This is a genomic window from Arcobacter sp. LA11 (assembly GCF_001895145.1).
GTDB lineage: Bacteria > Campylobacterota > Campylobacteria > Campylobacterales > Arcobacteraceae > Halarcobacter.
On the sequence record NZ_BDIR01000005.1, the window covers coordinates 404,604 to 426,855 of the forward strand.

The window sequence follows — 22,252 nt, forward strand, 5'->3', positions numbered from 1 at the left end:
AATACCTGACTTTATACAAGGAGTTTAAATGAGTAATATTGTTAAAAAAGAAAAAAGAATTGATATAATGAATATTGCTTCTGAACTTTTTTATTCTAATGGTGTTGCCGAAACAACAATTTCAGCAATAACTTATAAAGCAAATATTGGAAAAGGTACCTTTTATGAATATTTTAAAAATAAAGATGATGTAATTAATGAATATATTAAAGCCTATTTTGAGAAAGTTTTTATTGAAATTAATAAAAAAATTGATACTTATAAAACATATAAAGAAAAGATACTTTTTATAACAGAATTTTTTCTTATATCTAAAATTAAAGATAAAAAATTCATATTTTTATATATAGAATTTTTACGAACAGATTATATTAAAAAAGAGAAACATTCTTCACTATATCAATTACTAAATAATTATCAAAAAATAATAGAAAAATATTTAAAACTAGGAATTGAAAAAAAAGAGTTTATAAAATGCAATACAAAAGAGATCTCTTTTGAAATAATTACAAATATTTCAGGTAACTTAGTCCTATCATCAAGTTTTAGAATTAAAGGATATGAGTACTCAGAAGTCTTAAATATTATAAGAATATTAGATTCAATTAAATATTAATATCTTCTAATAAATAAAAATAATTAATTTCATAGGCTTTAATATTAATAAAAAGATGTAAAGTCAAATATCTAAATCCTTTTCTCCTGTCCAATCCGATAAAGAGCAAAATCATATTTAATAGGGTCATTCATATCAAACTTTTTTAACTTATAAGTTATCTCAATAGCAGACTTCAAGTCGTATGTTTTACGTTTTAAAAGTCCTAGTTTTTGAGATACTTTAAAAGTATGAGTATCAAGAGGAAGTATCAAGTCTTTTTTGTCAATTTCTCTCCAAAGTCCTAAATCAAGCTCATCATTTCTTACCATCCATCTTAGAAACATATTCCATCTTTTATATGGGGCAGTTCCTATCTCTTTTATATTTCCTTGTTTATCTCTTTTAAAAGGCTTTGATACTAAGAAAGTGAAACCTTTAGATTTATAATTTGCAACAGAATGTATTTTATTTATAACAGAATCTAAACCTTCTAAGACTGAATTCTCTTTTTTGTAGCCTTTTAGAAAAATATTGTTTAAACTATCTTCTTGTTTCATTTGTCTAAAAGTTTTAAATATTTTTTTTACATCTTCACTATTTTGAAACCTATAATAAAAGCCTTCAAGTTCTTTATCTATTTTTTCTTCACTTTCATCTAATAAAGAAAAATCTAAAGAGTCTAAAAACTTAACTATTAGTTTTGCATTTCCATAAGCAAATAAAGCACATAGAAGTATTGTGTATTCATCTTTATATCTACTTGCAACTAAAAGCGGGTCAGGTTTATCATATGAAAGTTCACAATTACTATTTCTACTGCTTACTTCTTTATCTAAAAGTGCTTTTATATCTTGCATAACCCTACCTAAAATTTTTGATTTGCTATAATAACAAGAAATAAAAAAAAAGAGTTTAAATGAATTACAACGAACTAAAAACTTTAATACAAGATTCAAGAACAACAAGAAGATTTAAAAAAGACGCAATTGTAAATTTTGAAGATTTAAAAGAGATACTAGATTTAGCAAGAATTACTTCAAGTGCAAAAAATATGCAACCTATTAAATATATCCTTGTGACAAATAAAGATAGTGTTGAAAGACTTACTCAAACAGCTAAATGGGCAGCCCATCTAAAAGATTGGGAACAAAAAGAAGATGAAAAACCTAGTGCTTTTATTTTGATGTTAAATGACCAAATGATTGATGGTTTCCCTATGTTTGATGCAGGAGCATCTTTTACTGCTATTAGTTTAGCTGCAAAGGCAAAAGGATTAGCAACATGTCCAATGGCATCAATAGATAAAGAACTGTGTAAAGAACTTTTTGTAATACCAGATTGTTATGATGTAATGATTGGAATCGCGGTAGGAGTTGGAGCTGAAAATATTAAGCTTGTAGATACTAAAAAGTTAGATACAAACTATTATAGACTTGAAGATGAAACTCATTGTGTTCCTAAAAGAACTTTAGAGCAAATTATAGTTGGAGAATATTAAATCTCTCCTTTTTCTATAAATTTTTCTATATCTTGTTCTATCTTTTCATATGCAATATTTGCATCTTCATAATATATTTTATTAAAACACTCTTCAACTATAGCTTCACTTGGCTCTAGATTATTTAGTATTGTATAGTCTGCATATTGTGTTAAAAAACTAACATCAATCACATACCCACTTGTACCAATAACTACGAGTAATCCACAGTCATCAAGTATTTTATGCATATTTTCATACATAGGTGCTGGTTCGCCAAAAAATACTATATTTGGTCTCATTTTTCCACCACATGATTTACAAGTAGAGTTTTTACTATCTTGTAAGTCATATTTTACATTAACTATTTCTTGGCAACTCATACATCTTAGTTCTTCTAAAAAACCATGTAAGTGAAGTACCTCATTACACTTTGCCTTTTCTAATAGATTATCTACATTTTGAGTAATTATCTCTACTTTCTTAGGGTACTTTTCTTTTAGTCTTGCACACATAAGGTGTGCATTATTTGGAATCTTATTTTCTATATCTTTTCGTCTAAGATTATAAAAGTTTACTGTAGCATCATAATTCCAATCTAAACACCCTGCACTACATATTTCATTTATATCATGATTTTCCCAAAGACCATTTTCATCTCTGAAAGTTGAAATACCACTACTTGCACTTAACCCAGCACCAGTTAAAATAACTACTTTTTCATCCATAGAATAATCCAAATATTTTCTGTTATAATACCATCTTTGAAAAAACATATACTTAAAAAAATCGGATAAATTCAATGCAAAATATTTTAATAACAGGATGTTCAACTGGTATTGGACTTCAAACAGCAAAAACACTTAAGAAAAATGGAATAAAAGTATACGCAAGTGCTAGAAAAGAAGAAGATGTACAAATGCTAAAAGAGCTAGGATTTAACACTTTTTTATTAGATGTTACAAAGCCTGAGCATATAAGTGAAGCCCTTGAACAAATCATAAAAAATGATGCCAAAATAGATGCAGTTTTTAACAACGCAGGTTTTGGACAACCAGGAGCACTAGAAGATATAAAAACAGATGTTTTAAGAGAACAATTTGAAACAAATGTTTTTGGATTACATGAACTTACACGTCAAGTTTTACCTATAATGAGAAAACAAGGTTATGGAAAAATCATTCAACACTCTTCAGTTTTAGGAATCATAAGTTTAAGATTTAGAGGTGCTTATAACGCTTCAAAATATGCAATAGAGGGCTTAGCAGATACACTAAGACTAGAACTAGCAAATACAAAAATTTCTATAAGCACAATAAATACAGGTCCAGTAACTTCAAAATTTAGAGATAATGCAGTTAAAAAATTTCAACAAAATGTTGACCAAGAAAATTCTGCATATAAAAAAGAGTATGATACACAATTAAATGCAAGACTAGAAAGCGATAAAGATAACACACCTTTCAATCTTCCAGCAACCTCAGTTGCAGATGTGATTCAAAATATCATGAATACAGATAATCCAAAACCAAGATATTATGTAACAAAAGCTACATATATCTTAGGATTTTTCAAACGAATTTTATCAACATCACTTTTAGATAAAATCTTACAAAAGATATAAAAAGAAGAATCTCTTCTTCTTTTTATAGTACTAACTAAGCTTTGATATAAGGCTTTCCATAAAATCTTATAACTAAGAATATAACAAGTAATCCAATAGGAAGTAAAACTGTTACAGGCACACCAAAGGCTGCAGGTAAATATCCACAAACAACAGCTACAATACCTACAAATATTGCATAGAATAACTGCGTAGAGATATGGTCCATATGATTACAAGATGAAGCCATAGATGATAAAATAGATGTATCAGATATAGGAGAACAATGATCCCCAAATATTGCACCAGTTAAAACTGCACCTACATTTAAAACAATATAGTTATGTAAATCTACACCTTCAAGTCCAGTATTAAGACCTACTGCATTTGCTAAAGGAATAGTAAGAGGCATCAAAATACCCATCGTTCCATATGAAGTACCAGTAGAAAATGAGATAATAGAACCAAGTATAAAAATTATCGTTGGTAAAATAAACTGAGGTGTACTATCAGAAAGCATTGTTACAAGATAATTTGCAGTACCTACTTCTTTCATAACTGCACTTAAAGACCAAGCTAAGATTAAAATCACAGCAGTTATAACTAAAGCTTTTACACCATAAACCCAAGTTTCAATAGCTTCATGTAGTGAAAAAATCTTTTGTTGTAATCCCATACCAATAGCAACTAAAGAAGCTAGCAAGGCAGCTTCAAATATCACAATAGAAGCATCAGCAGCACCAAAAGCTTCTCTAATAGCGTAAAATGAATAAGGGTCAGCATTTACTGCTTCTAAAACCTTTCCTTCTAATCCAGAAACTCCATTTATATAAAATCCAATAAATGCTACAACAATTAGAACCATGATAGGAACAATTGCATTATAAATAGAATATTTCATTCCATCTTTTGGCATCATAAAAGAGTTTTCTTGATTCATCAAAGTACTATCAGTTTTAGGATCTGTAACTTGTCCTTTATCATGAGCTCTTACAGCTGCTTTATGCATAGGACCAAACTCTCTTAACGTAAAAGCAGAAAAGAAAACAAAAGCTAACATCAAGATATTATAAAATCTATAAGGAAGTGTCTCTACAAAGATAGAAAAAGCATTTATCTCAGGTTGTCCTATAACAGTATAGGCATCTTTAATAAGTGATAACTCATATCCAACCCACGTAGAAATCAAAGCAAGTCCTGCAATAGGAGCAGCAGTAGCATCAATAATAAACGCTAGTTTTTCTCTTGCAATTTTTAACTTGTCAGTCACAGGTTTCATAATAGGACCAACAACTAATGAATTTGCATAATCATCAAAGAAGATAAAAAATCCCATAATCCAAGTATATAGCTGTGCAGACCTTTGACCTTTTGCTTTTGTTGCAAGTTTTTCTGCAATAGCTCTAGGACCACCCATTTTTGTAATAACTGCAATCATACCACCGATTGTTAAAACTTGAAGTACAATACCTGCATTCCAAGAATCAGCTAAAGAACCAACCATCTTTCCAGACATATCAATGAAAGCGTTGAAGAATGATGCAAAAATATTTGAACCACTAACATTTACCATAAAAGTACCTGTAAAAATACCCATAAATAATGAGAATACAACATTTCTTGTTATAAAAGCTAAAACAATAGCAACCAAAGGAGGAAGAAGTGTAAAAGCACCATAGGTAAGAGAGTTAGCTTTTGCATCAGCTGCAAATATTGCAATTGGAAGAACTGCAATCAGTAAAAAAGTTTTTAGAAACTTATTCAAAAAGAATCCTTTTTTTTAAATTAACCGAAAATTATACCATTAAGTCATTTAAAAATTGTAAAAAAGTTTCTTTTTTATTTCATTTAGTAGTAAAATAGTTATTAAGTTTGTTGTATCTCTTTTGAATTTGCTTTTTGTTGTAAGAAATCAGATATTTGCATAAGACAAAATGTAACTATAAAAATCATAAGACCAGGGAAAAATGTTACCCACCATGCTATATCGATAACATCTTTTCCATCACTAAGTAAACTACCCCATGACATTTCAGGAGGATTTATACCAAGTCCAAGAAAAGATAAACCAGATTCAGCTAAGATAGCACCACCTACTCCAAAAGTAAAAGAGATAAGAAAAATCGGTGCTAAAAGTGGAGCAAAATATTTAAATATGATTTTTGTTTTAGGAACATCACCTAGTTTTAAAATCTTTATATAAGGTCTGTTTCCTATTGCAAAACTTTCACTTCTAATAAGTCTTGCCATTCCCATCCAGCCTGTTATTGAAATCACTATAATTAGAACTAAAGATGACGCTTGTATATAAGAGACAAGAGCTAAAAGTAAAAAGAAAGTTGGAAAAGTCAAAAATAAATCAATCAAAATAGTAATACCCTTATCAATATTACCTTTAAAATAACCTGCATTTATACCAATAAAAAGTCCAATAAGTGACGATATACTAGCACTTAAAAGCCCAATTATAAGTGAAGTCTGACCACCTTGCAAAATTCTAGCTAAAATATCACGACCTAATCTATCAGTACCAAACAGATGCTCTAAAGATGGAGCAGTCAAAATAAGATTTGGGTTAAGTTCATATGGTGAAACTGTATAAAAAAATGGCATCAAAAATACTAAACTAATCAGCGAAAAAAGTATTATCGAGGCAATTTTAATCATAAATAAGCTTTCTTATTCTTCTGAATAGTTAAAATAAGATAATGAACTCTTACCAAATTTCTTTGTTTTATTTAAAGAAAATTTTCCTAGAACTTCAGGAATTTCAAGAGTTGAAACATGCTCTATAATCAATAAATAAATATTGTCATTCTCGATATTTCTTACCATATCAAATGATTTTTCATAAATCTCATCCATTCCTTCTCTATAATCAAAAGGTGGGTCTATATATACTATCAACTCATCTTTAGAGTTTTTTAGATTATCTAAAATTGAAGGTGTTTGAACAAAGGTGTCACCTAACATAGTTTGACATTTATTTGGCTCAACTGCACTACAGTTTTTTGTTAATATTTTATATGAATTTCTATCAAGTTCTACAAAATAAGCTCTTTTTGCATCACGACTAACAGCTTCAAGTCCTATACTACCACTCCCTGCAAAAGCTTCTATAAATACTTTATCTATAATATCAAATTGTAAAACGTTAAAAAGTGATTCTTTAAGTCTTGACTTTGAACTTCTTGTTACATCTAAAGAAGGAAGTTCTAAAACTTTTCCTTTATATTTCCCTGCAATTATTTTTGTAGTTGGTTTATTAATTTTCATAATTCTCTTAATTGTATAAATTTTCACGTATTATAGTTAAAAATTGTTGAGAATTTAATTTTTGTAGACAATATGAGTTTTAAGAAAATAGTATTGTTAGATATTGCTATTAATATAGTATTAATATAAAGTTTATTTTTGGTAATTATCAGCCTTTATAATTTCAATAAAAAAGGTTTACCATGACAACAAATAAAAAAAGAGAAATTGCGACATCATTTACAACCCTCACATTCTTAGTAATAGCTATAAGCGGAGTTATGATGTTTTTCCATATATCTGGAATGCAAGTAAAAGCTTTACACAATATTTTAGGACTAGTATTCGTTGTAGCAGGAATATTTCACGTAATTGTAAATTGGAAAAGTATGAAAAACTATTTTTCAAAAAAAGTCTTTATTTCTGCAACAATAGCTATATCAATTGTAAGTGCTGCATTAATTTATGCAAGTTCAAACCAAGGGGAAAATCCAAAAATGCTTATCATGCAAGGTATGATTAATACTCCGGTTAAAAACTCTTTTCAAGTATTAAATGTAAAATATGAAGATGCAATAAAAAAACTAGAATCTAAAAATATAAGGGTACTAGATAGTAAAAGTATTAATGATATTGCAAAAGCTAATCAAACTAGTCCATATAAGATAGTAAAAATCATTACAAGTAAATAAAAAACTTAAAAATATCTATTTATTAAGAATTTGTAATCTAAGTAAAACTTTTATTTGGTAAACTAATGCAAAATAAACTAAAGGTTATATTTGCCAAGAAAACAACTAAAAAAAGTTTTACCAACACATGAAAATATAAAAGAACAAAGATTTTTAAAAATATTTGGAAGTTTTTTACACAAAAGAGAAATATGGAGTCTTTCTAGAAAAAGAGTAGTAACAGGTGTTCTTATAGGTATTTTTGTTGCCGCACTACCCATGCCACTACAGATGATACTAGCAGCTTTCTTAGCTATACTATTTAATGCAAACTTGCCTATAAGTTTTATACTTATTTTTATAAGTAATCCAATTACTATGCCACCACTTTTTTATTTAGAATATCAAATAGGAAAACTAATTATCAAACCTGAAAATCCTATAGAATTCAACTTTGAATCTATGTATGACAATTTTGGAGATATAGCTTTATCTCTTTGGACAGGAGCGCTAGTTATTGGTGTTTTTGCAAGTGTAACTTGTGCAATAATAGTAAACTTTTTATGGATTTATATAGTTAAAAAAAATAGAAAAGAGAGTCAAATAAATTAATTAAAAAAAAGTAAAAGAAAAATGAAGCTTTCGCTTCACTTTTTCTTATCTTGCGTAAGATTGAGCTCTTAACTCACGTATAACATTAACTTTGATTTCACCAGGATATTGAACTTTCTTTTCAATATCTTGTGCAATCTCAGTTGCAAGTAATACTGCTTCATCATCATTTACTAACTCAGCTTTTACGATTACTCTTACTTCACGTCCTGCATTAATTGCAAATGCGTTGATAACACCAGTTTTAGATGTAGAAATATTTTCAACTTCTTCAACTCTTTTTAGGAAGCTTTCTAGCACTTCTCTTCTAGCTCCTGGTCTTGCTGCACTTAATGCATCAGCAGCACATACAGCAGATGATTCTACATTTATTGGTTCTTCATGTCCATGATGTGCATAAATACCATTTATAACCGTATCTGGTTCATCATATCTTCTACAGATTTCAGCGCCAAGGTGTACATGTGAACCTGGCATATCGTGAGTAAGTGCTTTCCCAATATCATGTAATAATCCAGCACGTCTAGCTAAAATTGCATCTCCACCCATTTGTGCTGCTAATAAACCAGCTAAATGGGCAACTTCTAATGTATGAGCTAAAGCATTTTGCCCATAAGAAGCTCTATATCTTAATCTTCCAACTAATTTAGTAAGTTCTGGATGCATAGATTTAATTCCAAGTTCTAGAACTACATCTTCACCCTCTTTTAACATATTTTTATCAAATTCTGTTTTTACTTTATTATAAATCTCTTCGATTCTAGCTGGTTGAATTCTTCCATCTTCAAGAAGTGCTTGAATTGTTTTAGTAGCAATTGCTCTTCTATATAAATTAAAAGATGAAATTGTAATTGTATTTGGAGTATCATCAATAATAATATCAACACCTAATAACATTTCAAGAGCTTTAATATTTCGCCCTTCTTTACCAATAATTTTACCTTTAGTTTCTTCATCATTGATTGGTAAATTATTGATAAGTCTTTCAGCCGCAAATTCTCCTGCATATCTAGTAACTGCGTGAGATAACATATTGTTAATCTCATCCTTACTTTCTTGCTCTGCAACTTTATATTTTTTTCTAAAGATTGAAGCAATTGTAGCTCTTGAATCTTCTTTTACTTTTTCTAGCATTAATTCTCTTGCTTCATCAGTAGTTAAACCAGAAGCATTTTCTAATACTTTAATTGCTTTTGCAATTTTTTCATCATATGTTTTTTGTTGTCTTTTTAGACCCTCTTTAATTGTTGTTATTTTTTCATTTTTTTCAACAATTTCTGTTTTTTGTTCTTTGATTATTCTTAATTCTGACTCTAGGTGATGATTAAGTTCCTTCTCTTTCTTCTCAATTTTAGAAAGCATATCATCATATTCTCGTCTTGCAGCCTTAAACTCTCTGTCATAATCCCTTTTGGCTTTAATTTGCGCATCTTTTAAAACAACTTCGGCTTCATGCTCAATAACTTTCGCTTTGGCTTTAGCTTGTTCTATGTAGATATCAAATTTGGCTTTATTGATTTTTTTTACTACGAAGATTGTAACTGCAATACTTACTAATGCAACAACAACTCCTACTATTACTAATTCCATATTTAAAACCTTAACTTGTAATTATGTAATCGGCTTGAATATCGTATTGATTAGTTAGGGTTTCTTTTGTTTTGCAAAGTGTTAATTGAGTAAAAACAACAGTTGGTTTATAATTTAACCGGTAAAAAAATCTATCATACATTCCTCGACCAAAACCAATTCTCTTGCACTCTCCATCAATCCCTACTACTGGAACTATTGCAAGATCAATATTTTTATGTATGCAAAAAGAGTTTCTAGGCTCTTTTATACCAAATCTTTTGGTTTTTAAAGGTAATCTATACTTTACTAATTTAAAACTGTCCTCAACCATAAAAGGAACATAAACATTTTTACGTTCTCTTCTTAAGTTATTTATCAAAGGAAGCACATCAACTTCCATACCCATAGGAATATATAACAAAATATTTTTTGCTTTATATCTATCTATAAATCTTTTTAATTTTTTTACTGTTTTTTTATCTTTGTATAACTTTGAAAAACGGCTTGAAAACTCTAATCTTTTAATACACGATTTTCTAAAATCACTCTTGTGATTTTCTTCCATATTTAAGCCTTACTAGGGTAAAATTCTTACCTTAAAATTATTTTACCAATAAGGAAATGAAATGCAGTTTAAAAAGATAGCATTTTTTGTAATTTCTGCAACTATACTATTTACGGGATGTGATTCTAAAAAAGAAGAAGAACAAGAAGTAAAAAAAGAAGTTGTAAAAAAAGAGCAAACAAAATTTAAATTAACTACTACAAACAATGCCATTATAGATTTAGAAAAAACTAAAGATGGAATTATATTTAAAGGATTAGAAGGAAAAGTTGTATTACTAAACTTTTGGGCAACATGGTGTCCTCCTTGTAGAGCAGAAATTCCTCATCTTAATAATTTAAAAAATAAATATAAAGATACTTTTGAAATAGTTTCACTAGCTATGGGTGAAAAAGACGGTAATATGACTTCTGTTGAAAAAATGAATAACTTTATAGAAGAGTATAAAATCAATTATCCTATTGCAAATACAAAAGAAAACTTTTTAGTTTCAAAAGCTATGGGCGAAATAAAAAGTATTCCTACAATGTTTATAATTAACCCTATGGGAAAAATTGTTCAGAAATATGTTGGTGTAGTTCCTCAAGAGATGATGGAACTTGATATAAACAGAGCTTTAGGGAAATAAATATATGTTTAGTTTTTTTAAAAAGAAAGAAGAAGAAAATTTAAAAGAAAAAGTAGAAGAAGTCCAAGAAAAACAAATTCTTGAAGAAAAAATAGAAGAAACTACTCCTGATGATATAAATAAAGAGGAAGAAAAAGAAAAAGCTACTGAAAAAGAGATTGAACCAGTAGAGAAAGTTCAAGAAGTAACACAAGAAGAGAAAAAAAGTTTTTTCTCTAGAGCACTATCAAAAACTTTTGACAATATTAAATCAGTTGTTCCTCAAAGAAAAGAAAAAATCGCATTTGATGATATAGAAGAACTTTTGATAGAAGCAGATATGGAATATGAAATCATCGAAAAAGCGATGGATGGACTTCCAGAAGAAATTACAAGAAAACAATTAAGACATAGACTTGTTATGCTTTTTGAACATGCACCGGATGTTGACCTTTCAAATTTACCAAAACCATTTGTAAGACTTATTATTGGTGTAAATGGAGCTGGTAAAACTACAACTATTGCAAAACTTGCAAATAAAACAAAAAAAGAAGGTCATTCAGTTATCTTAGGAGCCGGAGATACATTTAGAGCTGCAGCAATTGAACAACTTGCAACTTGGGCAGGGAAACTTGATGTCCCAATTATTAAAACAAAACAAGGACATGATGCAAGTGCAGTTGCATATGATACTATTTCATCAGCAGTGGCAAAAAACATTGACAATGTTATCATTGACACAGCAGGACGTCTTCAAACACAAACAAACTTAAGTAATGAGCTTAAAAAGATTGTAAAAGTATGTGGAAAAGCGATGGATGGAGCACCTCATCAAAAACTTATGATTTTAGATGGAACACAAGGTAATACTGCAATTGCACAAGCTAAAGCATTTAATGAAATGGTTGGAGTTGATGGGATTATTGTTACAAAACTTGATGGAACTGCAAAAGGTGGAGCGCTATTCTCTATTTCTAACCAACTTGAACTTCCAATCTTTTTTGTAGGTATTGGAGAGAAACAAGATGATTTAGTTGAATTTAGTCCAGATGATTTTGTTGATTCTTTATTAGATCAAATTTATACAGAAGAAAATTAAAATAGTAAGCAATAGCTTACTATTTAAAAAATAAAACTAATTTAAACAACTCTCTAAAATATAATTAATTTTCACTATTATATATTAATTTATATACAAAGGTAAACTATGAATATAGATATATTATTAACTTTTGCAACAATCTCTTTACTTTTAGTTATTTCTCCAGGACCAAATGGTGTACTTATTCTAAAAACTGTTCCTCTTCATGGTAAAAAGAGTGCTATGAACAATGTTTTAGGAATATTCACAGCAACTTATTTACATGGAATATTATCCTTTTTTGGACTCTCTGCTATTATTCTAAGTTCTGCTGAACTTTTTATGGTTATCAAAATATTGGGTGCACTATATTTACTATTTTTAGGAATCAAATCATTTTATTCAATTATAAAAAAAGATGAAGAAGTAAAAGAAGTTTTACAAGAAAAAATAAAAAAAGAGAAAAAAAGAAGTCATGCCTTATCTTTCATGGAAGGTTTTTTAACACAGATATTAAATCCAAAAGTCTCAATGTTTTATCTAGCTGCCTTTCCTCAATTAATAGATTTTAAAAATGCAGTATTTATGGATATATTTTTATTAACTTCAATTCATGCAATGACAATGTTAGTATGGTTTACACTATTTATTCTTTTACTAGGAAAATCTTCAAAAGCGTTTGAATCAAAAATAGTTAAGAATCTTGTTCAGGGTCTAACAGGAACTGTATTTTTATATTTTAGTTATAAAATATTAAATGTAGAGACTTCAAAATAGTCTCTACAAATCTTTATGAAAGAAAAGAACCAATCTTTCTAAAATAGCTCTCTATGTTTTCAAAAGAGTGATTTCCACCCTCTTCTATTACTAATTCTGAATTTGGTAACTTTTCAACTGCGTCGTTATAATCCAAAACTTCATCATCAGTTTGTAAAAGAGTGATAAAATTTTCTTGATTTAAAACTTCTTGAACTTCTAAACCTTTTAAAGCTTGTATATGCTCAGCTGTAACCTCAAACGATGACATATCATAATAGTTCATTGCCATACCAATTTTATCTAAGGTCTTATATGGATATATGGCTGGATTTATCAAAACTGCTTTTAAATTATATTTAGAAGCTAAATAAATAGAGTAATAACCACCTAAAGAAGAACCAACTAATCCTACTTTTTCATCTTTCTCAAGTAACATTTCAATAATTTGTTCTAAAGTATCAATAGCTAAATTTGGTACATAAGATAAGGAAGGAGCTATTACTTCATCTTCAAAATATTCCCTAAAAAGTGAAGCTTTTCCACCATGTCCACTACTTCCAAAACCATGAATATATAAAATCATTTTCATTCCTAAATTAAATATATGGAATTATATCTGTTTTAATCTATAAGTATTTTATAAAAAAGATAATACTTTATTGTAATTTGGTTCATAAGATGTATCTGAAACTTGTTCTGTATATGTTATTTTTCCTTTTTTATCAATTAAAACAATAGCTCTTGATAAAAGTCCAGTTAATAATCCAGTAGTAAATGTCACACCGTAATCTTTTCCAAATGATGAACGAAAAGATGAACCAACCAAAACATTTTCAATACCTTCAGCTCCACAAAAACGACCTAATGCAAAAGGTAAATCTGCAGAAACACAAACAACTACAACATCTTCAAAAGAAGCAGCTTTTTTATTAAACTCTCTAACTGAAGCATCACAAGTAGGGGTGTCTATAGAAGGAAAGATATTAAGTATTATTTGTTTATTTTTCAAATCTTGAAGAGAGAATTCGTTTAAATCAGTCTTTATTAAAATAAAACTTGGTGCAATCTCTCCTATTTTTTGCAAATTTCCTATAGTTTCAACTTGTTGACCTTTCCGAATTACAGTCGCCATAAGTATCCTTTTTTCAAATTATATTAAGTTAGCATTAGAAAATAATTAATCATAAAATTTATTTTAAATTTTATTTACCTGTGCAACAATTTTTATTTTCTCATCAAAAGGTAGCTTTGAAGCTTCATATACAGTTCTTGCGGACCTTTTATCTTCTTCAGTAAAGTTCCTTTAAGATATTCTCCATTTTCATTCACAGAGAATTGTCCGCTTACAAAACAGATATTGTTAGCTACTACTGCATGGCTTATTGGATTCCTCTATTTAGGTAAGCCTTCAGCCTCTTTTATAAATTTTCTTTGATTCATTTGATACTCCTTTTAATAAAGATTTATTAAAAACAAAACAAGTATAACTAATTTTTTTTTATTAATTTTTTTTTACTTCATCCATGTTAAAATTTAATAACTTCTAAAAGGAGTCTATCATGTATTTTAAAAAACTTATATCTATACTATTTACTCTAGTATTAACTTTTACAACAATCAATGCAGCAGATAAAAAAATAGGAAACTTTATAGGTGGTAAAGATACTACCATGCCTTCTTGGTTTATAAATAGCTTTCTTGACTTTTCAGAAGATATTGAAGATTTATCTTCCCAAAACAAACGATTTATTTTATTTGCACATCAAGATAGTTGTCCTTATTGTCATCTATTTGTTACAAAAAATTTAAGTGATAAAAAAACAAAAGAAAAACTAAGTAAGTACTTTGGAATAACAGATATAAATATATTTGGGAATAGAGAAGTAGTTACAACAAAGGGAAATGAATATACAGAAAAAGAGTTTGCATTAAAAGAAAAAATACAGTTTACTCCAACTCTGATATTTTTTGATGAAGAAGGTAAACAAATTCTAAGACTAAATGGTTATATAAACACAGAGAAGTTTAATCTTGCTCTTGATTATATAAAAGATAAAAAAGAAAACACTCTAACATATAAAGAATATTTAACTCAAAATAATGAAGATAAACAAGCCTCTTCAAAATTGATAGAAGAATCTGATTTATTTAAAAAATCAAAAAACTTTATGAGAACCAAAGATTCTAAAAAAATGGCAATATTTTTTGAATCAAAAAATTGTAAAGATTGTGAAATGCTACATAACAAACTTTTAAAAGATGAAACTACAAGAAATCTTTTAAAGAAAATAGATCTCTTTCAAGTTGACATGAACTCTTCAAAATCAATAGTTAACCCACAAAAAATTATCACAAAAATAAAAGACTGGACAAAAGAATTAAATATTGTAAACACTCCTACTATTATATTTTTTGATGAAAAAGCAAATGAAATTATGAGAATAGAAGCTATCTTTAAAAACTTTCATTTCCAATCCATAGTAGATTATGTAGTAAGTAATGAATATAAAAAAGAAAAAGAGTTTCAAAGATATCTAACTAAAAGAGCAAATGCAATTAGAGAAAAAGGAATTGATGTTAATATTTGGGAATAACTAACTTTTATTTAAATATTCTCTTAAGGCTTTTCTAGATGCTTTATCAACTAGATTAAAAAGTTTATCGATATCATTTTTTAAAGATGATTTTTTATGTCCTTTTACTTTTTCAAAAGTACAATCTAATTTATCAGTTATCATATAAAACTTTTTATAAAGTTCATGGTTTTTAATCACCTTACCAGTAGATGAATGGTAATTATTTTTTTCTAATTTTTCTCTTCTATCTTTTAATCCTAAAATGTTTTGACAATCTGTATATACTACAATTGATTTATTTTTAATATTATCATCTTCTAAAGCCCATAATAAAGACTCTACTTCTAGTTTTGTTGAAGATGTATTTTCAAACTTTCTTGTATATATTTTATTTCTATTTAATTCTAAAGTTTCATTTTCTTCAACTATGAAATAAGCTCCAAAGCCTATCTTTCTTTGAGGATTAACACTTCCATCACAAAATAGTTTTATAGTTTTTTTCAAGATAATTCTTTAATATCAGGTATTTTTTTACTCATTTTTTCATAAGATTCATATTTAGTCTCTAAAAAATCCACTATACAATCTAAAGGCTCTACATAAAACTCCTCTATATCATATTCATTCTCTTGTATTTCAAAAGCTAATTTCTCAATAGGAGGATTAAACTGTGCATCAACACCTTCCTTATTTCCTCTTACATCAAATCTATACCATCCAAAATCTTTTAAATACACAGCATTTAATCCATGTAGACAATATATACCTTTTTCATATTCACTACAAGAAAGTCTTTGATAACAAAAAGCAGTAGGGATACCATTTGCACGTAAGAGTGCTGCAACTAAATGAGATTTAGAATAACACCAACCAACTTTCTGTTTTAATACATCGCTTGCTTTACAAGTACTTATATTAAGTTTGTAATCTCCCACATGACGTATCTCATCTCTTACATAGATAAATACATTTTTAGCAATTTCTTCATCCTTATTACAATCATCTGAAAGTTTTAAAGCTAATTCCTGAATTTCTATATTTGAAAAATCTATTATTTTTGTTTCTTTTAAATAGTTGTCTAACATTTTATCATCTTAACTTTTTTGTATCGTTGCAGTAAATACACCTGCACCAATTAATGCTCCACCACCAAATTGATTTAATCTTTTTTTTGCTTTATAAGTCTTTATCTTATGTTGTATTCTTCCTGCAAACATTGCAAAAGATGTAATAGTTATCAAAGTAATAACAGAAAATGAAATCATCAGTATTAAAAACTGTGGAATAACATTTGTTGTAGTATTAACAAATTGAGGGAAGAAAGCAACAAAGAAAACTACATTTTTTGGATTTAAAGCAGTTACTATCAATGAGGAACTAAACATCTTAGATTTTGAAGTATTCATTTCTTCAAATAGTTCTTCATCAACTTTTGGTTCTTCTTTAAAAGCTTTGATTCCTAAATAAATTAAATAAAGAACACCAAACCATTTTAAAATAGTATATAAAGTTGCAGAGGTAGCTAATATTGCACCAAGTCCAAGTAAAGATATAATCATTGCAATTAAATCACCAGACAAAACACCTAAGGCAAGAGGTGTTACTGATTTTTTGCCATGAGTTATAGCTTGGCCTACAACAAAAATTACAGTTGGACCAGGAATAATTGCAAAAATAAAAACAGTAGATACAAAGGCTAACCAAGTTTCAATTGACATAGAAATCTCCTTTTATAGTAATAAATTATAGTTACATTGAAATAAAAAGCTTGTAGAGGTATATCGTTATAAAACTTTTCTAATCTTTATTTAACTTTAACTCTTCTTTTTCTCTTTTTGTTAGTTTACTAACAACCAAGTTATATGATTTATCAATCATCTCTTTTAGAACATCTTCTTCCATACTTCCATCTAAAACAATAGTATTCCAATGTTTTTTGTTCATATGATATCCAGGAATCACACATTTATATATTTCTCTATATGCAATTGCATCATTAGGATCACATTTGAGATTTAATCTAATAACTTCTTTTTCAAATCCATATAGTGCAAACATTTTATTTTTTACTTTAAATACTGCTACATCATCACCAAAAGGAAACTCTTTTACAGAACAACTTTTCGAAAGAAGTATTTTTTCTAAATTTTTTTGATTCATTTTTACCTATTTTTAAGAACGTTTTTCTCCACAATTCCAACAAACAACAAACTGACCTTCATGTACTTCATTACATTTTGAACAAGTCCACGTATTTTTAGTATCATTTTTAATCTCAATAACTTTTTTTGCTTTTTCTAAATCTGATTCTTCTACAAGAATTTTAACACCTCTTGCAGCTTGCAGTTGTGGATGCATTCCCCCTGCATCATCTTTATCTATAATTGATTCAATATTTTCTTCATTTAAATGAGTTACTAATACTTGTGCTTCCATATCACTATATACAGTTTTAAGTTCTACAAACATGTTAATTCCTTAATAGATAAATATATAGCAGTTTATTTTACCTAATTTCTAAAAAAGAATCCTTCAAATATACGACAACTTTATTTTTTAAGCTTAGATCGTAATTCTTTTATTTCCGATTCAAGCATATTAATACGTTCTTGAACATCATCAACATCTAGAAATGCATCTACACGAGGTTTGTCTATTGTAAATATTCTATCTATATCATTTTCGGTTCCATTACCGACATTAACTGCAACTATAACACCAACTACTGCGGCAACTATGGGTATAGTTGCAGGAGAACTTCCTACACTCACTCCTACAGCAACTTGCATCACATCACCAGGTTGTCCATTAGATATATTCAATAATTCAGACTTAAGTTTCTCTTCAACAGAAGAATCTTCAATTTTTATCCCATGTTCATTAAGAACTTTTATTGGATCCTTTTTAAACTCCACATTTATTTCAGGATTTTTTAAAATTGAATCTACAACTTTACTAAATGCATCAAGATTTTCAACAAAAATCTTTTGTTTTTTTTCTTCTGGTAACATATTTTTTCTCCTAATTATATTTTAAATATTAATCAAAATTATTCTTTTGACAAACCAATATTTTTAGCAACACTAGATAACTCTAATAAGTTATCAATACAGTTCTTGTTCACACTTCTTAATGATTCCTTATTGAAATATGCTTGAACAACACCAGGCACTGCATATTGAATAAGTTCTTTACCTTGATCATTAATCTTCGAAAGACTAATAACTGGTAAAATAGCATCTGATACTTCCCATATTTCTTCAGGTGTTAATTGTACTCCTGCAAAGAAAGATGCTGGATTTTGGAAAAAACCATAATTATCATAAAATGATACATTTATTTTCCCTTGGTTAGCTGCATTTTGCCACAATCTAGAACCAGGAATCAGGTAAAACCATTGTAATATTATTCTCACACCATATTTAGTATATAAATTACAGGCAAAACGAACTGTTTTAAGTACATCTTCTTTTGTTTCCCAAGGAAGACCTAAAATAAAAGAAAAATCACAACAATCTGCAATTCCATATTTAAACATAATTTTTGCAGCTTCTTCAAGTTTTTTGCAAGTTGTTCCTTTTCCAATTTTTTTAAGTCCTTCATCATAACCACATTCCGCACCTACTAAAAATCTATGAGTATGAGGAACAAGAGATTCTACTAAACTTTCATCTGTCATATCATTTGCACGAGCATCAAAAATCAAAGGAATTTTTATATTATTTTTTGTTAAAAGTTTTGCAATACTTAATACTCTTTTTCTATTCGCTGTAAACTCATCATCAATTATTTGAATCGTACCATCTATAGTACTGCTTCTAAAAGCTCCTATTTCATAAATTCTATCAATAAATCTTTCAGGTGATATACCACGCCAAGAACGCCGATAATTAGTGCTACAAAAAGAACAATTACAAGGACAACCTCTGGAGGATTCAAGGCCTAAACCTTTGTAAACACCAACTTTTATTTCACTATAATCAGGAATTGGAAGTTCACACATTTCAGGAACACTAATAGCTGTATGTAAAGAAGTACGAATAATCTGTTTGTCAGATACATAACTTAAATTAGGTACTTTTTGTAACGAATTCTTTTTTTCTAAAGCATCTATTAACAATGGAAAAGACAACTCTCCTTCTCCGCGCAAAACAAAATCAACTGGAAAATTTGAGAGTATATAAATATCAAAAATAGTTGCATGAATTCCGCCAATAGCAATAAGTTTATCAGGAAAAGTATGACGAATAGAATAGATTATATCAACGGCTGTAGGCCAAGATAAACTAGTTGCAGAGATACCTATTAAATCAGACTCTTCTATATCCTTACGAAAAGTACTTAAACTTAAAGATCCTTGTGCAACTAAATCAATAATTGTTACATCATGGCCTTTTTTTCTAAGTATTGAAGCAAGTAAATAAAGACCGTATGGTGGACAAGATCGAATTTTATCCATTGAAAATGCAGTTAAAGTTCCTCCTGCATAATCCATTAAAAGAGTTGCAATAAGCGATATTTTCATAATAAAAGCCTTAAAAAGATATCTTTAATAAAGTTTAATTTCTAATACATTTATCTACACTGATTTTAAATAAAATTCAAATATACTAATTATAAATAAATAATTTATAAGATTAGTTGAAAGAGATAATTTCTATTTAATAATATAGATTTTTTAATCATAATGATTTTTTATTCTTTTTAGTAAATATTGAATAATGATACAATTACAAATAAGGATTTTCCATGATAAAAAAAGTTTTAATTATAATATTTATTTTATTCTTTTTTCTATTTTTTATTAATTCAATTAAAGAAAATGATGATAAAAAATTTAGATCTTTTGATAATGGGAAAGCTGTTTGGCATGACTAATTAACAAAAATGAATTAATTCATTTTTGCTAATTTTATAATCGTATTTAAAGATATTTTTAACTTTTCTAAAGACGCACCTTTAGGTACAGCTTTCTTTGCGCAATTATTTACTGCAACTGCATAATCTGTATATAAACGATTTGCTGGGTATTTTTTCTCATATGCATTTACTAGACTTAATTTATACATATCAACTTGTTTTTGCATCATACTAGCTTTAGAAGAATCCCCATTATTAAATTTAATTAATCCAGGAGTTACTATTTCTTCTTGAATATATTCATTATATCCCTTTAATCCCTCACGAATATTTTTAATATCCTCTGTAGAGTATTTAGCTGGTGCCTTATCAAGTTTCTTATCAATAAAATCTAATAAGCCTTGACAAGATTGCATATCATTTATAGAAGGTGCTGCTTGTAAAGGTATAGACAATAATAAGCCTAACGAAATTGTTAAAGTAACTTTTTTTAGTAACATATACACTCCAATATTAAATTAAGATTGTATAATAATAGCATACAAAAATATATTATTTATTTCATAAAAAAATTAATTGCATTTTGTCATATTTTTAATCTTCTTAATTTTTTTTCATTATAATTCCAATATAAATAAAACAGGAACTATTATGGCAAAGAAAAAAACATCCTTATTTGAGTGTCAACATTGTGGGGAACAAAGTACAAAATGGCTGGGAAAATGTCCGAACTGTGGCTCATGGGATTCTTTTATTGAATTAAATCAAGACCAACAAGAAGTACTAAAACAAACTTCAAAAGTCATAAATACAACTTCTAAAGCAACTCCAATCACACAAATAAAACAAGATGATGTTACAAGATTTTCTTCGCATAATGAAGAGTTTGATTTAGTATTAGGTGGAGGAATAGTTCCTGGTTCTTTAACACTTATTGGAGGAAGTCCAGGTGTTGGAAAATCAACTTTACTTTTAAAAGTTGCAGGAAGTATTGCTAAATCTGGAAAAAAAGTTTTATATGTATCAGGAGAAGAAAGTGCTGGACAAATAAAATTAAGAGCAAATAGACTTGATGCAAACAATGATGACTTATATTTGTTGAGTGAAATAAAGCTTGAAGAAATACAAGATGAGCTTCTTAGAAATGATTATGAAGTCGTAATTATAGATTCTATACAAACAATTTATTCTTCAAATTTAACTTCAGCCCCTGGTTCAGTTTCGCAAGTAAGAGAAATCACATTTGAACTTATGAGAAAAGCAAAAGAGTCTGATATAGCAATGTTTATTATTGGACATATTACAAAAGATGGTTCAATTGCAGGCCCAAGAGTTCTAGAGCACATGGTTGATACAGTTTTATATTTTGAAGGTGAATCATCAAAAGAACTTAGAATGCTTCGTGGTTTTAAAAATAGATTTGGTTCAACTTCTGAAATAGGTATTTTTGAAATGACAGGAGAAGGACTGATATCTGCAAAAGATATTGCATCAAAGTTTTTTGATAAATCAAAAGCTCAAGCAGGTTCAGCTTTAACAGTTGTTATGGAAGGAACCAGAGCCCTTATAATAGAAGTTCAAGCACTTGTAACTGAAAGTACTTATCCTAATCCAAAAAGATCTGCAACAGGATTTGATGGAAATAGATTAAATATGCTTTTAGCCCTTTTAGAAAAAAAGATTGATTTACCTCTAAACCATTATGATGTATTTATAAATGTAAGTGGTGGAATAAAAATTAAAGAAAGTTCAGCTGATTTAGCTGTTGTTGCTGCTATTATCTCTTCTTTTAGAGATAGACCTATTTCTAAAGAGTCTACATTTATAGGTGAAGTTTCATTAACGGGTGAAATTAAAGATGTTTTCTCTATGGATATGAGATTAAAAGAAGCCCAAGCGCAAGGTATTAAAAAAGCAGTAATTGCTCAAAAACCAAATTTAAAACTTGATTTAAAAACCTTTGCAGTTGATGAAGTACCTAAAATGATAGAACTATTTTAAAATAGTTCTATCCTC

28 protein-coding genes are annotated in these 22,252 nt (G+C 28.2%); 11 read left to right on the forward strand and 17 right to left on the reverse strand.

Annotation, left to right across the window (positions count from 1 at the left end):
• The first annotated feature begins 28 nt into the window (after positions 1-28).
• Positions 29-616 (forward strand): TetR/AcrR family transcriptional regulator, encoded by a 588-nt coding sequence (locus BT997_RS07980; RefSeq protein ID WP_072680937.1) that lies wholly within the window; start codon positions 29-31, stop codon positions 614-616.
• 71 nt (positions 617-687) lie between these two features.
• Here BT997_RS07980 and BT997_RS07985 read toward each other — a convergent pair whose 3' ends face one another.
• Entirely contained in the window at positions 688-1,455 is a 768-nt protein-coding gene (locus BT997_RS07985; protein WP_072680939.1) for a TIGR02757 family protein, read from the reverse strand.
• Between the two features lie 59 nt (positions 1,456-1,514).
• Here BT997_RS07985 and BT997_RS07990 point away from each other — a divergent pair, with 59 nt between their 5' ends.
• Positions 1,515-2,096, forward strand: coding sequence for a nitroreductase family protein (locus BT997_RS07990; protein ID WP_072680941.1), 582 nt, complete (start codon positions 1,515-1,517; stop codon positions 2,094-2,096).
• On the opposite strand, the gene BT997_RS07995 is transcribed toward BT997_RS07990, so the two are convergent.
• Positions 2,093-2,803 (reverse strand): Sir2 family NAD-dependent protein deacetylase, encoded by a 711-nt coding sequence (locus BT997_RS07995; RefSeq protein ID WP_072680943.1) that lies wholly within the window; start codon positions 2,801-2,803, stop codon positions 2,093-2,095. The genes BT997_RS07990 and BT997_RS07995 overlap by 4 nt on opposite strands.
• 74 nt (positions 2,804-2,877) lie before the next feature.
• Between BT997_RS07995 and BT997_RS08000 the strand changes: the two genes are divergently transcribed.
• On the forward strand, positions 2,878-3,699 hold the full coding sequence (locus BT997_RS08000) for an SDR family NAD(P)-dependent oxidoreductase (protein WP_072680945.1): 822 nt from the start codon (positions 2,878-2,880) through the stop codon (positions 3,697-3,699).
• 34 nt (positions 3,700-3,733) lie between these two features.
• Here BT997_RS08000 and BT997_RS08005 read toward each other — a convergent pair whose 3' ends face one another.
• The 3 genes from BT997_RS08005 to rsmD all read right to left on the reverse strand — a co-directional run bounded on the left by BT997_RS08005 (position 3,734) and on the right by rsmD (position 6,954).
• A complete protein-coding gene (locus BT997_RS08005) occupies positions 3,734-5,443 on the reverse strand; it encodes a Na+/H+ antiporter NhaC family protein (protein WP_072680946.1) in 1,710 nt (569 codons plus the stop codon).
• A 101-nt stretch (positions 5,444-5,544) separates the two neighbouring features.
• The gene (locus BT997_RS08010; RefSeq protein WP_072680947.1) at positions 5,545-6,345 is read right to left on the reverse strand and encodes an ABC transporter permease; all 801 of its coding nucleotides are present in this window, start codon (positions 6,343-6,345) and stop codon (positions 5,545-5,547) included.
• 12 nt (positions 6,346-6,357) lie between these two features.
• Positions 6,358-6,954, reverse strand: a complete 597-nt coding sequence (rsmD, locus tag BT997_RS08015) for a 16S rRNA (guanine(966)-N(2))-methyltransferase RsmD (protein WP_072680949.1) — start codon at positions 6,952-6,954, stop codon at positions 6,358-6,360.
• 182 nt (positions 6,955-7,136) lie between these two features.
• On the opposite strand from rsmD, the gene BT997_RS08020 reads away from it, so the two are divergent.
• Positions 7,137-7,625 (forward strand): DUF4405 domain-containing protein, encoded by a 489-nt coding sequence (locus tag BT997_RS08020; protein ID WP_072680951.1) that lies wholly within the window; start codon positions 7,137-7,139, stop codon positions 7,623-7,625.
• Positions 7,626-7,715: 90 nt separating this feature from the next.
• Positions 7,716-8,216: a DUF2062 domain-containing protein gene (locus BT997_RS08025; protein WP_072680952.1), complete on the forward strand. Its 501-nt coding sequence runs from the start codon at positions 7,716-7,718 to the stop codon at positions 8,214-8,216.
• A 45-nt stretch (positions 8,217-8,261) separates the two neighbouring features.
• Here BT997_RS08025 and rny read toward each other — a convergent pair whose 3' ends face one another.
• Positions 8,262-9,806: a ribonuclease Y gene (rny, locus tag BT997_RS08030; RefSeq protein WP_072680954.1), complete on the reverse strand. Its 1,545-nt coding sequence runs from the start codon at positions 9,804-9,806 to the stop codon at positions 8,262-8,264.
• 10 nt (positions 9,807-9,816) lie between these two features.
• On the reverse strand, positions 9,817-10,353 hold the full coding sequence (locus BT997_RS08035; protein WP_072680955.1) for a 5-formyltetrahydrofolate cyclo-ligase: 537 nt from the start codon (positions 10,351-10,353) through the stop codon (positions 9,817-9,819).
• 61 nt (positions 10,354-10,414) lie between these two features.
• Between BT997_RS08035 and BT997_RS08040 the strand changes: the two genes are divergently transcribed.
• The 3 genes from BT997_RS08040 (at position 10,415) to BT997_RS08050 (ending at position 12,818) form a co-directional block, all read left to right on the forward strand.
• Positions 10,415-10,981 (forward strand): TlpA disulfide reductase family protein, encoded by a 567-nt coding sequence (locus BT997_RS08040; RefSeq protein WP_072680957.1) that lies wholly within the window; start codon positions 10,415-10,417, stop codon positions 10,979-10,981.
• A 4-nt stretch (positions 10,982-10,985) separates the two neighbouring features.
• Positions 10,986-12,059, forward strand: coding sequence for a signal recognition particle-docking protein FtsY (gene ftsY / locus BT997_RS08045; protein ID WP_083568579.1), 1,074 nt, complete (start codon positions 10,986-10,988; stop codon positions 12,057-12,059).
• A 108-nt stretch (positions 12,060-12,167) separates the two neighbouring features.
• Positions 12,168-12,818, forward strand: coding sequence for a LysE family translocator (locus BT997_RS08050; protein WP_072680959.1), 651 nt, complete (start codon positions 12,168-12,170; stop codon positions 12,816-12,818).
• 13 nt (positions 12,819-12,831) lie between these two features.
• Here BT997_RS08050 and BT997_RS08055 read toward each other — a convergent pair whose 3' ends face one another.
• On the reverse strand, positions 12,832-13,383 hold the full coding sequence (locus BT997_RS08055) for a YqiA/YcfP family alpha/beta fold hydrolase (protein WP_072680961.1): 552 nt from the start codon (positions 13,381-13,383) through the stop codon (positions 12,832-12,834).
• A gap of 54 nt (positions 13,384-13,437) precedes the next feature.
• The gene (gene tpx, locus BT997_RS08060) at positions 13,438-13,932 is read right to left on the reverse strand and encodes a thiol peroxidase (RefSeq protein ID WP_072680963.1); all 495 of its coding nucleotides are present in this window, start codon (positions 13,930-13,932) and stop codon (positions 13,438-13,440) included.
• A 427-nt stretch (positions 13,933-14,359) separates the two neighbouring features.
• On the opposite strand from tpx, the gene BT997_RS08065 reads away from it, so the two are divergent.
• Positions 14,360-15,394, forward strand: coding sequence for a thioredoxin fold domain-containing protein (locus BT997_RS08065; RefSeq protein ID WP_072680965.1), 1,035 nt, complete (start codon positions 14,360-14,362; stop codon positions 15,392-15,394).
• Here the strand turns inward: BT997_RS08065 and BT997_RS08070 are convergent, their stop codons facing one another.
• From BT997_RS08070 to BT997_RS08100, 7 genes are all read right to left on the reverse strand, one after another.
• The gene (locus BT997_RS08070; protein ID WP_072680967.1) at positions 15,395-15,880 is read right to left on the reverse strand and encodes a ribonuclease HI; all 486 of its coding nucleotides are present in this window, start codon (positions 15,878-15,880) and stop codon (positions 15,395-15,397) included.
• Complete coding sequence (locus BT997_RS08075; RefSeq protein ID WP_072680969.1) at positions 15,877-16,461, reverse strand: transglutaminase family protein; 585 nt, start codon at positions 16,459-16,461, stop codon at positions 15,877-15,879. Before BT997_RS08075 ends, BT997_RS08070 begins: the two co-directional genes overlap by 4 nt.
• 9 nt (positions 16,462-16,470) lie before the next feature.
• The gene (locus BT997_RS08080) at positions 16,471-17,094 is read right to left on the reverse strand and encodes a LysE family translocator (protein WP_072680971.1); all 624 of its coding nucleotides are present in this window, start codon (positions 17,092-17,094) and stop codon (positions 16,471-16,473) included.
• Between the two features lie 79 nt (positions 17,095-17,173).
• The gene (locus tag BT997_RS08085) at positions 17,174-17,536 is read right to left on the reverse strand and encodes an MmcQ/YjbR family DNA-binding protein (RefSeq protein WP_072680973.1); all 363 of its coding nucleotides are present in this window, start codon (positions 17,534-17,536) and stop codon (positions 17,174-17,176) included.
• Positions 17,537-17,548: 12 nt separating this feature from the next.
• Positions 17,549-17,845, reverse strand: coding sequence for a putative signal transducing protein (locus BT997_RS08090; protein WP_072680976.1), 297 nt, complete (start codon positions 17,843-17,845; stop codon positions 17,549-17,551).
• Between the two features lie 80 nt (positions 17,846-17,925).
• On the reverse strand, positions 17,926-18,387 hold the full coding sequence (locus tag BT997_RS08095; RefSeq protein ID WP_072680978.1) for a hypothetical protein: 462 nt from the start codon (positions 18,385-18,387) through the stop codon (positions 17,926-17,928).
• Positions 18,388-18,425: 38 nt separating this feature from the next.
• A complete protein-coding gene (locus tag BT997_RS08100; RefSeq protein ID WP_072680980.1) occupies positions 18,426-19,901 on the reverse strand; it encodes a B12-binding domain-containing radical SAM protein in 1,476 nt (491 codons plus the stop codon).
• A 224-nt stretch (positions 19,902-20,125) separates the two neighbouring features.
• Between BT997_RS08100 and BT997_RS15700 the strand changes: the two genes are divergently transcribed.
• Positions 20,126-20,254, forward strand: coding sequence for a hypothetical protein (locus BT997_RS15700; protein WP_258239455.1), 129 nt, complete (start codon positions 20,126-20,128; stop codon positions 20,252-20,254).
• Positions 20,255-20,268: 14 nt separating this feature from the next.
• Here the strand turns inward: BT997_RS15700 and BT997_RS08105 are convergent, their stop codons facing one another.
• On the reverse strand, positions 20,269-20,736 hold the full coding sequence (locus BT997_RS08105; RefSeq protein WP_072680982.1) for a hypothetical protein: 468 nt from the start codon (positions 20,734-20,736) through the stop codon (positions 20,269-20,271).
• Between the two features lie 151 nt (positions 20,737-20,887).
• Here BT997_RS08105 and radA point away from each other — a divergent pair, with 151 nt between their 5' ends.
• Entirely contained in the window at positions 20,888-22,237 is a 1,350-nt protein-coding gene (gene radA / locus BT997_RS08110) for a DNA repair protein RadA (protein ID WP_072680984.1), read from the forward strand.
• Positions 22,238-22,252 lie beyond the last annotated feature (15 nt).

Bases quoted from the DNA above. Each gene is read 5' to 3' on its own strand.
- BT997_RS07980 (WP_072680937.1), top strand. From the start codon at position 29: ATGAGTAATATTGTTAAAAAAGAAAAAAGAATTGATATAATGAATATT.
- BT997_RS07985 (WP_072680939.1), bottom strand. From the start codon at position 1,455: ATGCAAGATATAAAAGCACTTTTAGATAAAGAAGTAAGCAGTAGAAAT.
- BT997_RS07990 (WP_072680941.1), top strand. From the start codon at position 1,515: ATGAATTACAACGAACTAAAAACTTTAATACAAGATTCAAGAACAACA.
- BT997_RS07995 (WP_072680943.1), bottom strand. From the start codon at position 2,803: ATGGATGAAAAAGTAGTTATTTTAACTGGTGCTGGGTTAAGTGCAAGT.
- BT997_RS08000 (WP_072680945.1), top strand. From the start codon at position 2,878: ATGCAAAATATTTTAATAACAGGATGTTCAACTGGTATTGGACTTCAA.
- BT997_RS08010 (WP_072680947.1), bottom strand. From the start codon at position 6,345: ATGATTAAAATTGCCTCGATAATACTTTTTTCGCTGATTAGTTTAGTA.
- rsmD (WP_072680949.1), bottom strand. From the start codon at position 6,954: ATGAAAATTAATAAACCAACTACAAAAATAATTGCAGGGAAATATAAA.
- BT997_RS08020 (WP_072680951.1), top strand. From the start codon at position 7,137: ATGACAACAAATAAAAAAAGAGAAATTGCGACATCATTTACAACCCTC.
- rny (WP_072680954.1), bottom strand. From the start codon at position 9,806: ATGGAATTAGTAATAGTAGGAGTTGTTGTTGCATTAGTAAGTATTGCA.
- BT997_RS08035 (WP_072680955.1), bottom strand. From the start codon at position 10,353: ATGGAAGAAAATCACAAGAGTGATTTTAGAAAATCGTGTATTAAAAGA.
- BT997_RS08040 (WP_072680957.1), top strand. From the start codon at position 10,415: ATGCAGTTTAAAAAGATAGCATTTTTTGTAATTTCTGCAACTATACTA.
- ftsY (WP_083568579.1), top strand. From the start codon at position 10,986: ATGTTTAGTTTTTTTAAAAAGAAAGAAGAAGAAAATTTAAAAGAAAAA.
- BT997_RS08050 (WP_072680959.1), top strand. From the start codon at position 12,168: ATGAATATAGATATATTATTAACTTTTGCAACAATCTCTTTACTTTTA.
- BT997_RS08055 (WP_072680961.1), bottom strand. From the start codon at position 13,383: ATGATTTTATATATTCATGGTTTTGGAAGTAGTGGACATGGTGGAAAA.
- tpx (WP_072680963.1), bottom strand. From the start codon at position 13,932: ATGGCGACTGTAATTCGGAAAGGTCAACAAGTTGAAACTATAGGAAAT.
- BT997_RS08065 (WP_072680965.1), top strand. From the start codon at position 14,360: ATGTATTTTAAAAAACTTATATCTATACTATTTACTCTAGTATTAACT.
- BT997_RS08075 (WP_072680969.1), bottom strand. From the start codon at position 16,461: ATGTTAGACAACTATTTAAAAGAAACAAAAATAATAGATTTTTCAAAT.
- BT997_RS08080 (WP_072680971.1), bottom strand. From the start codon at position 17,094: ATGTCAATTGAAACTTGGTTAGCCTTTGTATCTACTGTTTTTATTTTT.
- BT997_RS08085 (WP_072680973.1), bottom strand. From the start codon at position 17,536: ATGAATCAAAAAAATTTAGAAAAAATACTTCTTTCGAAAAGTTGTTCT.
- BT997_RS08090 (WP_072680976.1), bottom strand. From the start codon at position 17,845: ATGTTTGTAGAACTTAAAACTGTATATAGTGATATGGAAGCACAAGTA.
- BT997_RS08095 (WP_072680978.1), bottom strand. From the start codon at position 18,387: ATGTTACCAGAAGAAAAAAAACAAAAGATTTTTGTTGAAAATCTTGAT.
- BT997_RS08100 (WP_072680980.1), bottom strand. From the start codon at position 19,901: ATGAAAATATCGCTTATTGCAACTCTTTTAATGGATTATGCAGGAGGA.
- BT997_RS15700 (WP_258239455.1), top strand. From the start codon at position 20,126: ATGATAAAAAAAGTTTTAATTATAATATTTATTTTATTCTTTTTTCTA.
- BT997_RS08105 (WP_072680982.1), bottom strand. From the start codon at position 20,736: ATGTTACTAAAAAAAGTTACTTTAACAATTTCGTTAGGCTTATTATTG.
- radA (WP_072680984.1), top strand. From the start codon at position 20,888: ATGGCAAAGAAAAAAACATCCTTATTTGAGTGTCAACATTGTGGGGAA.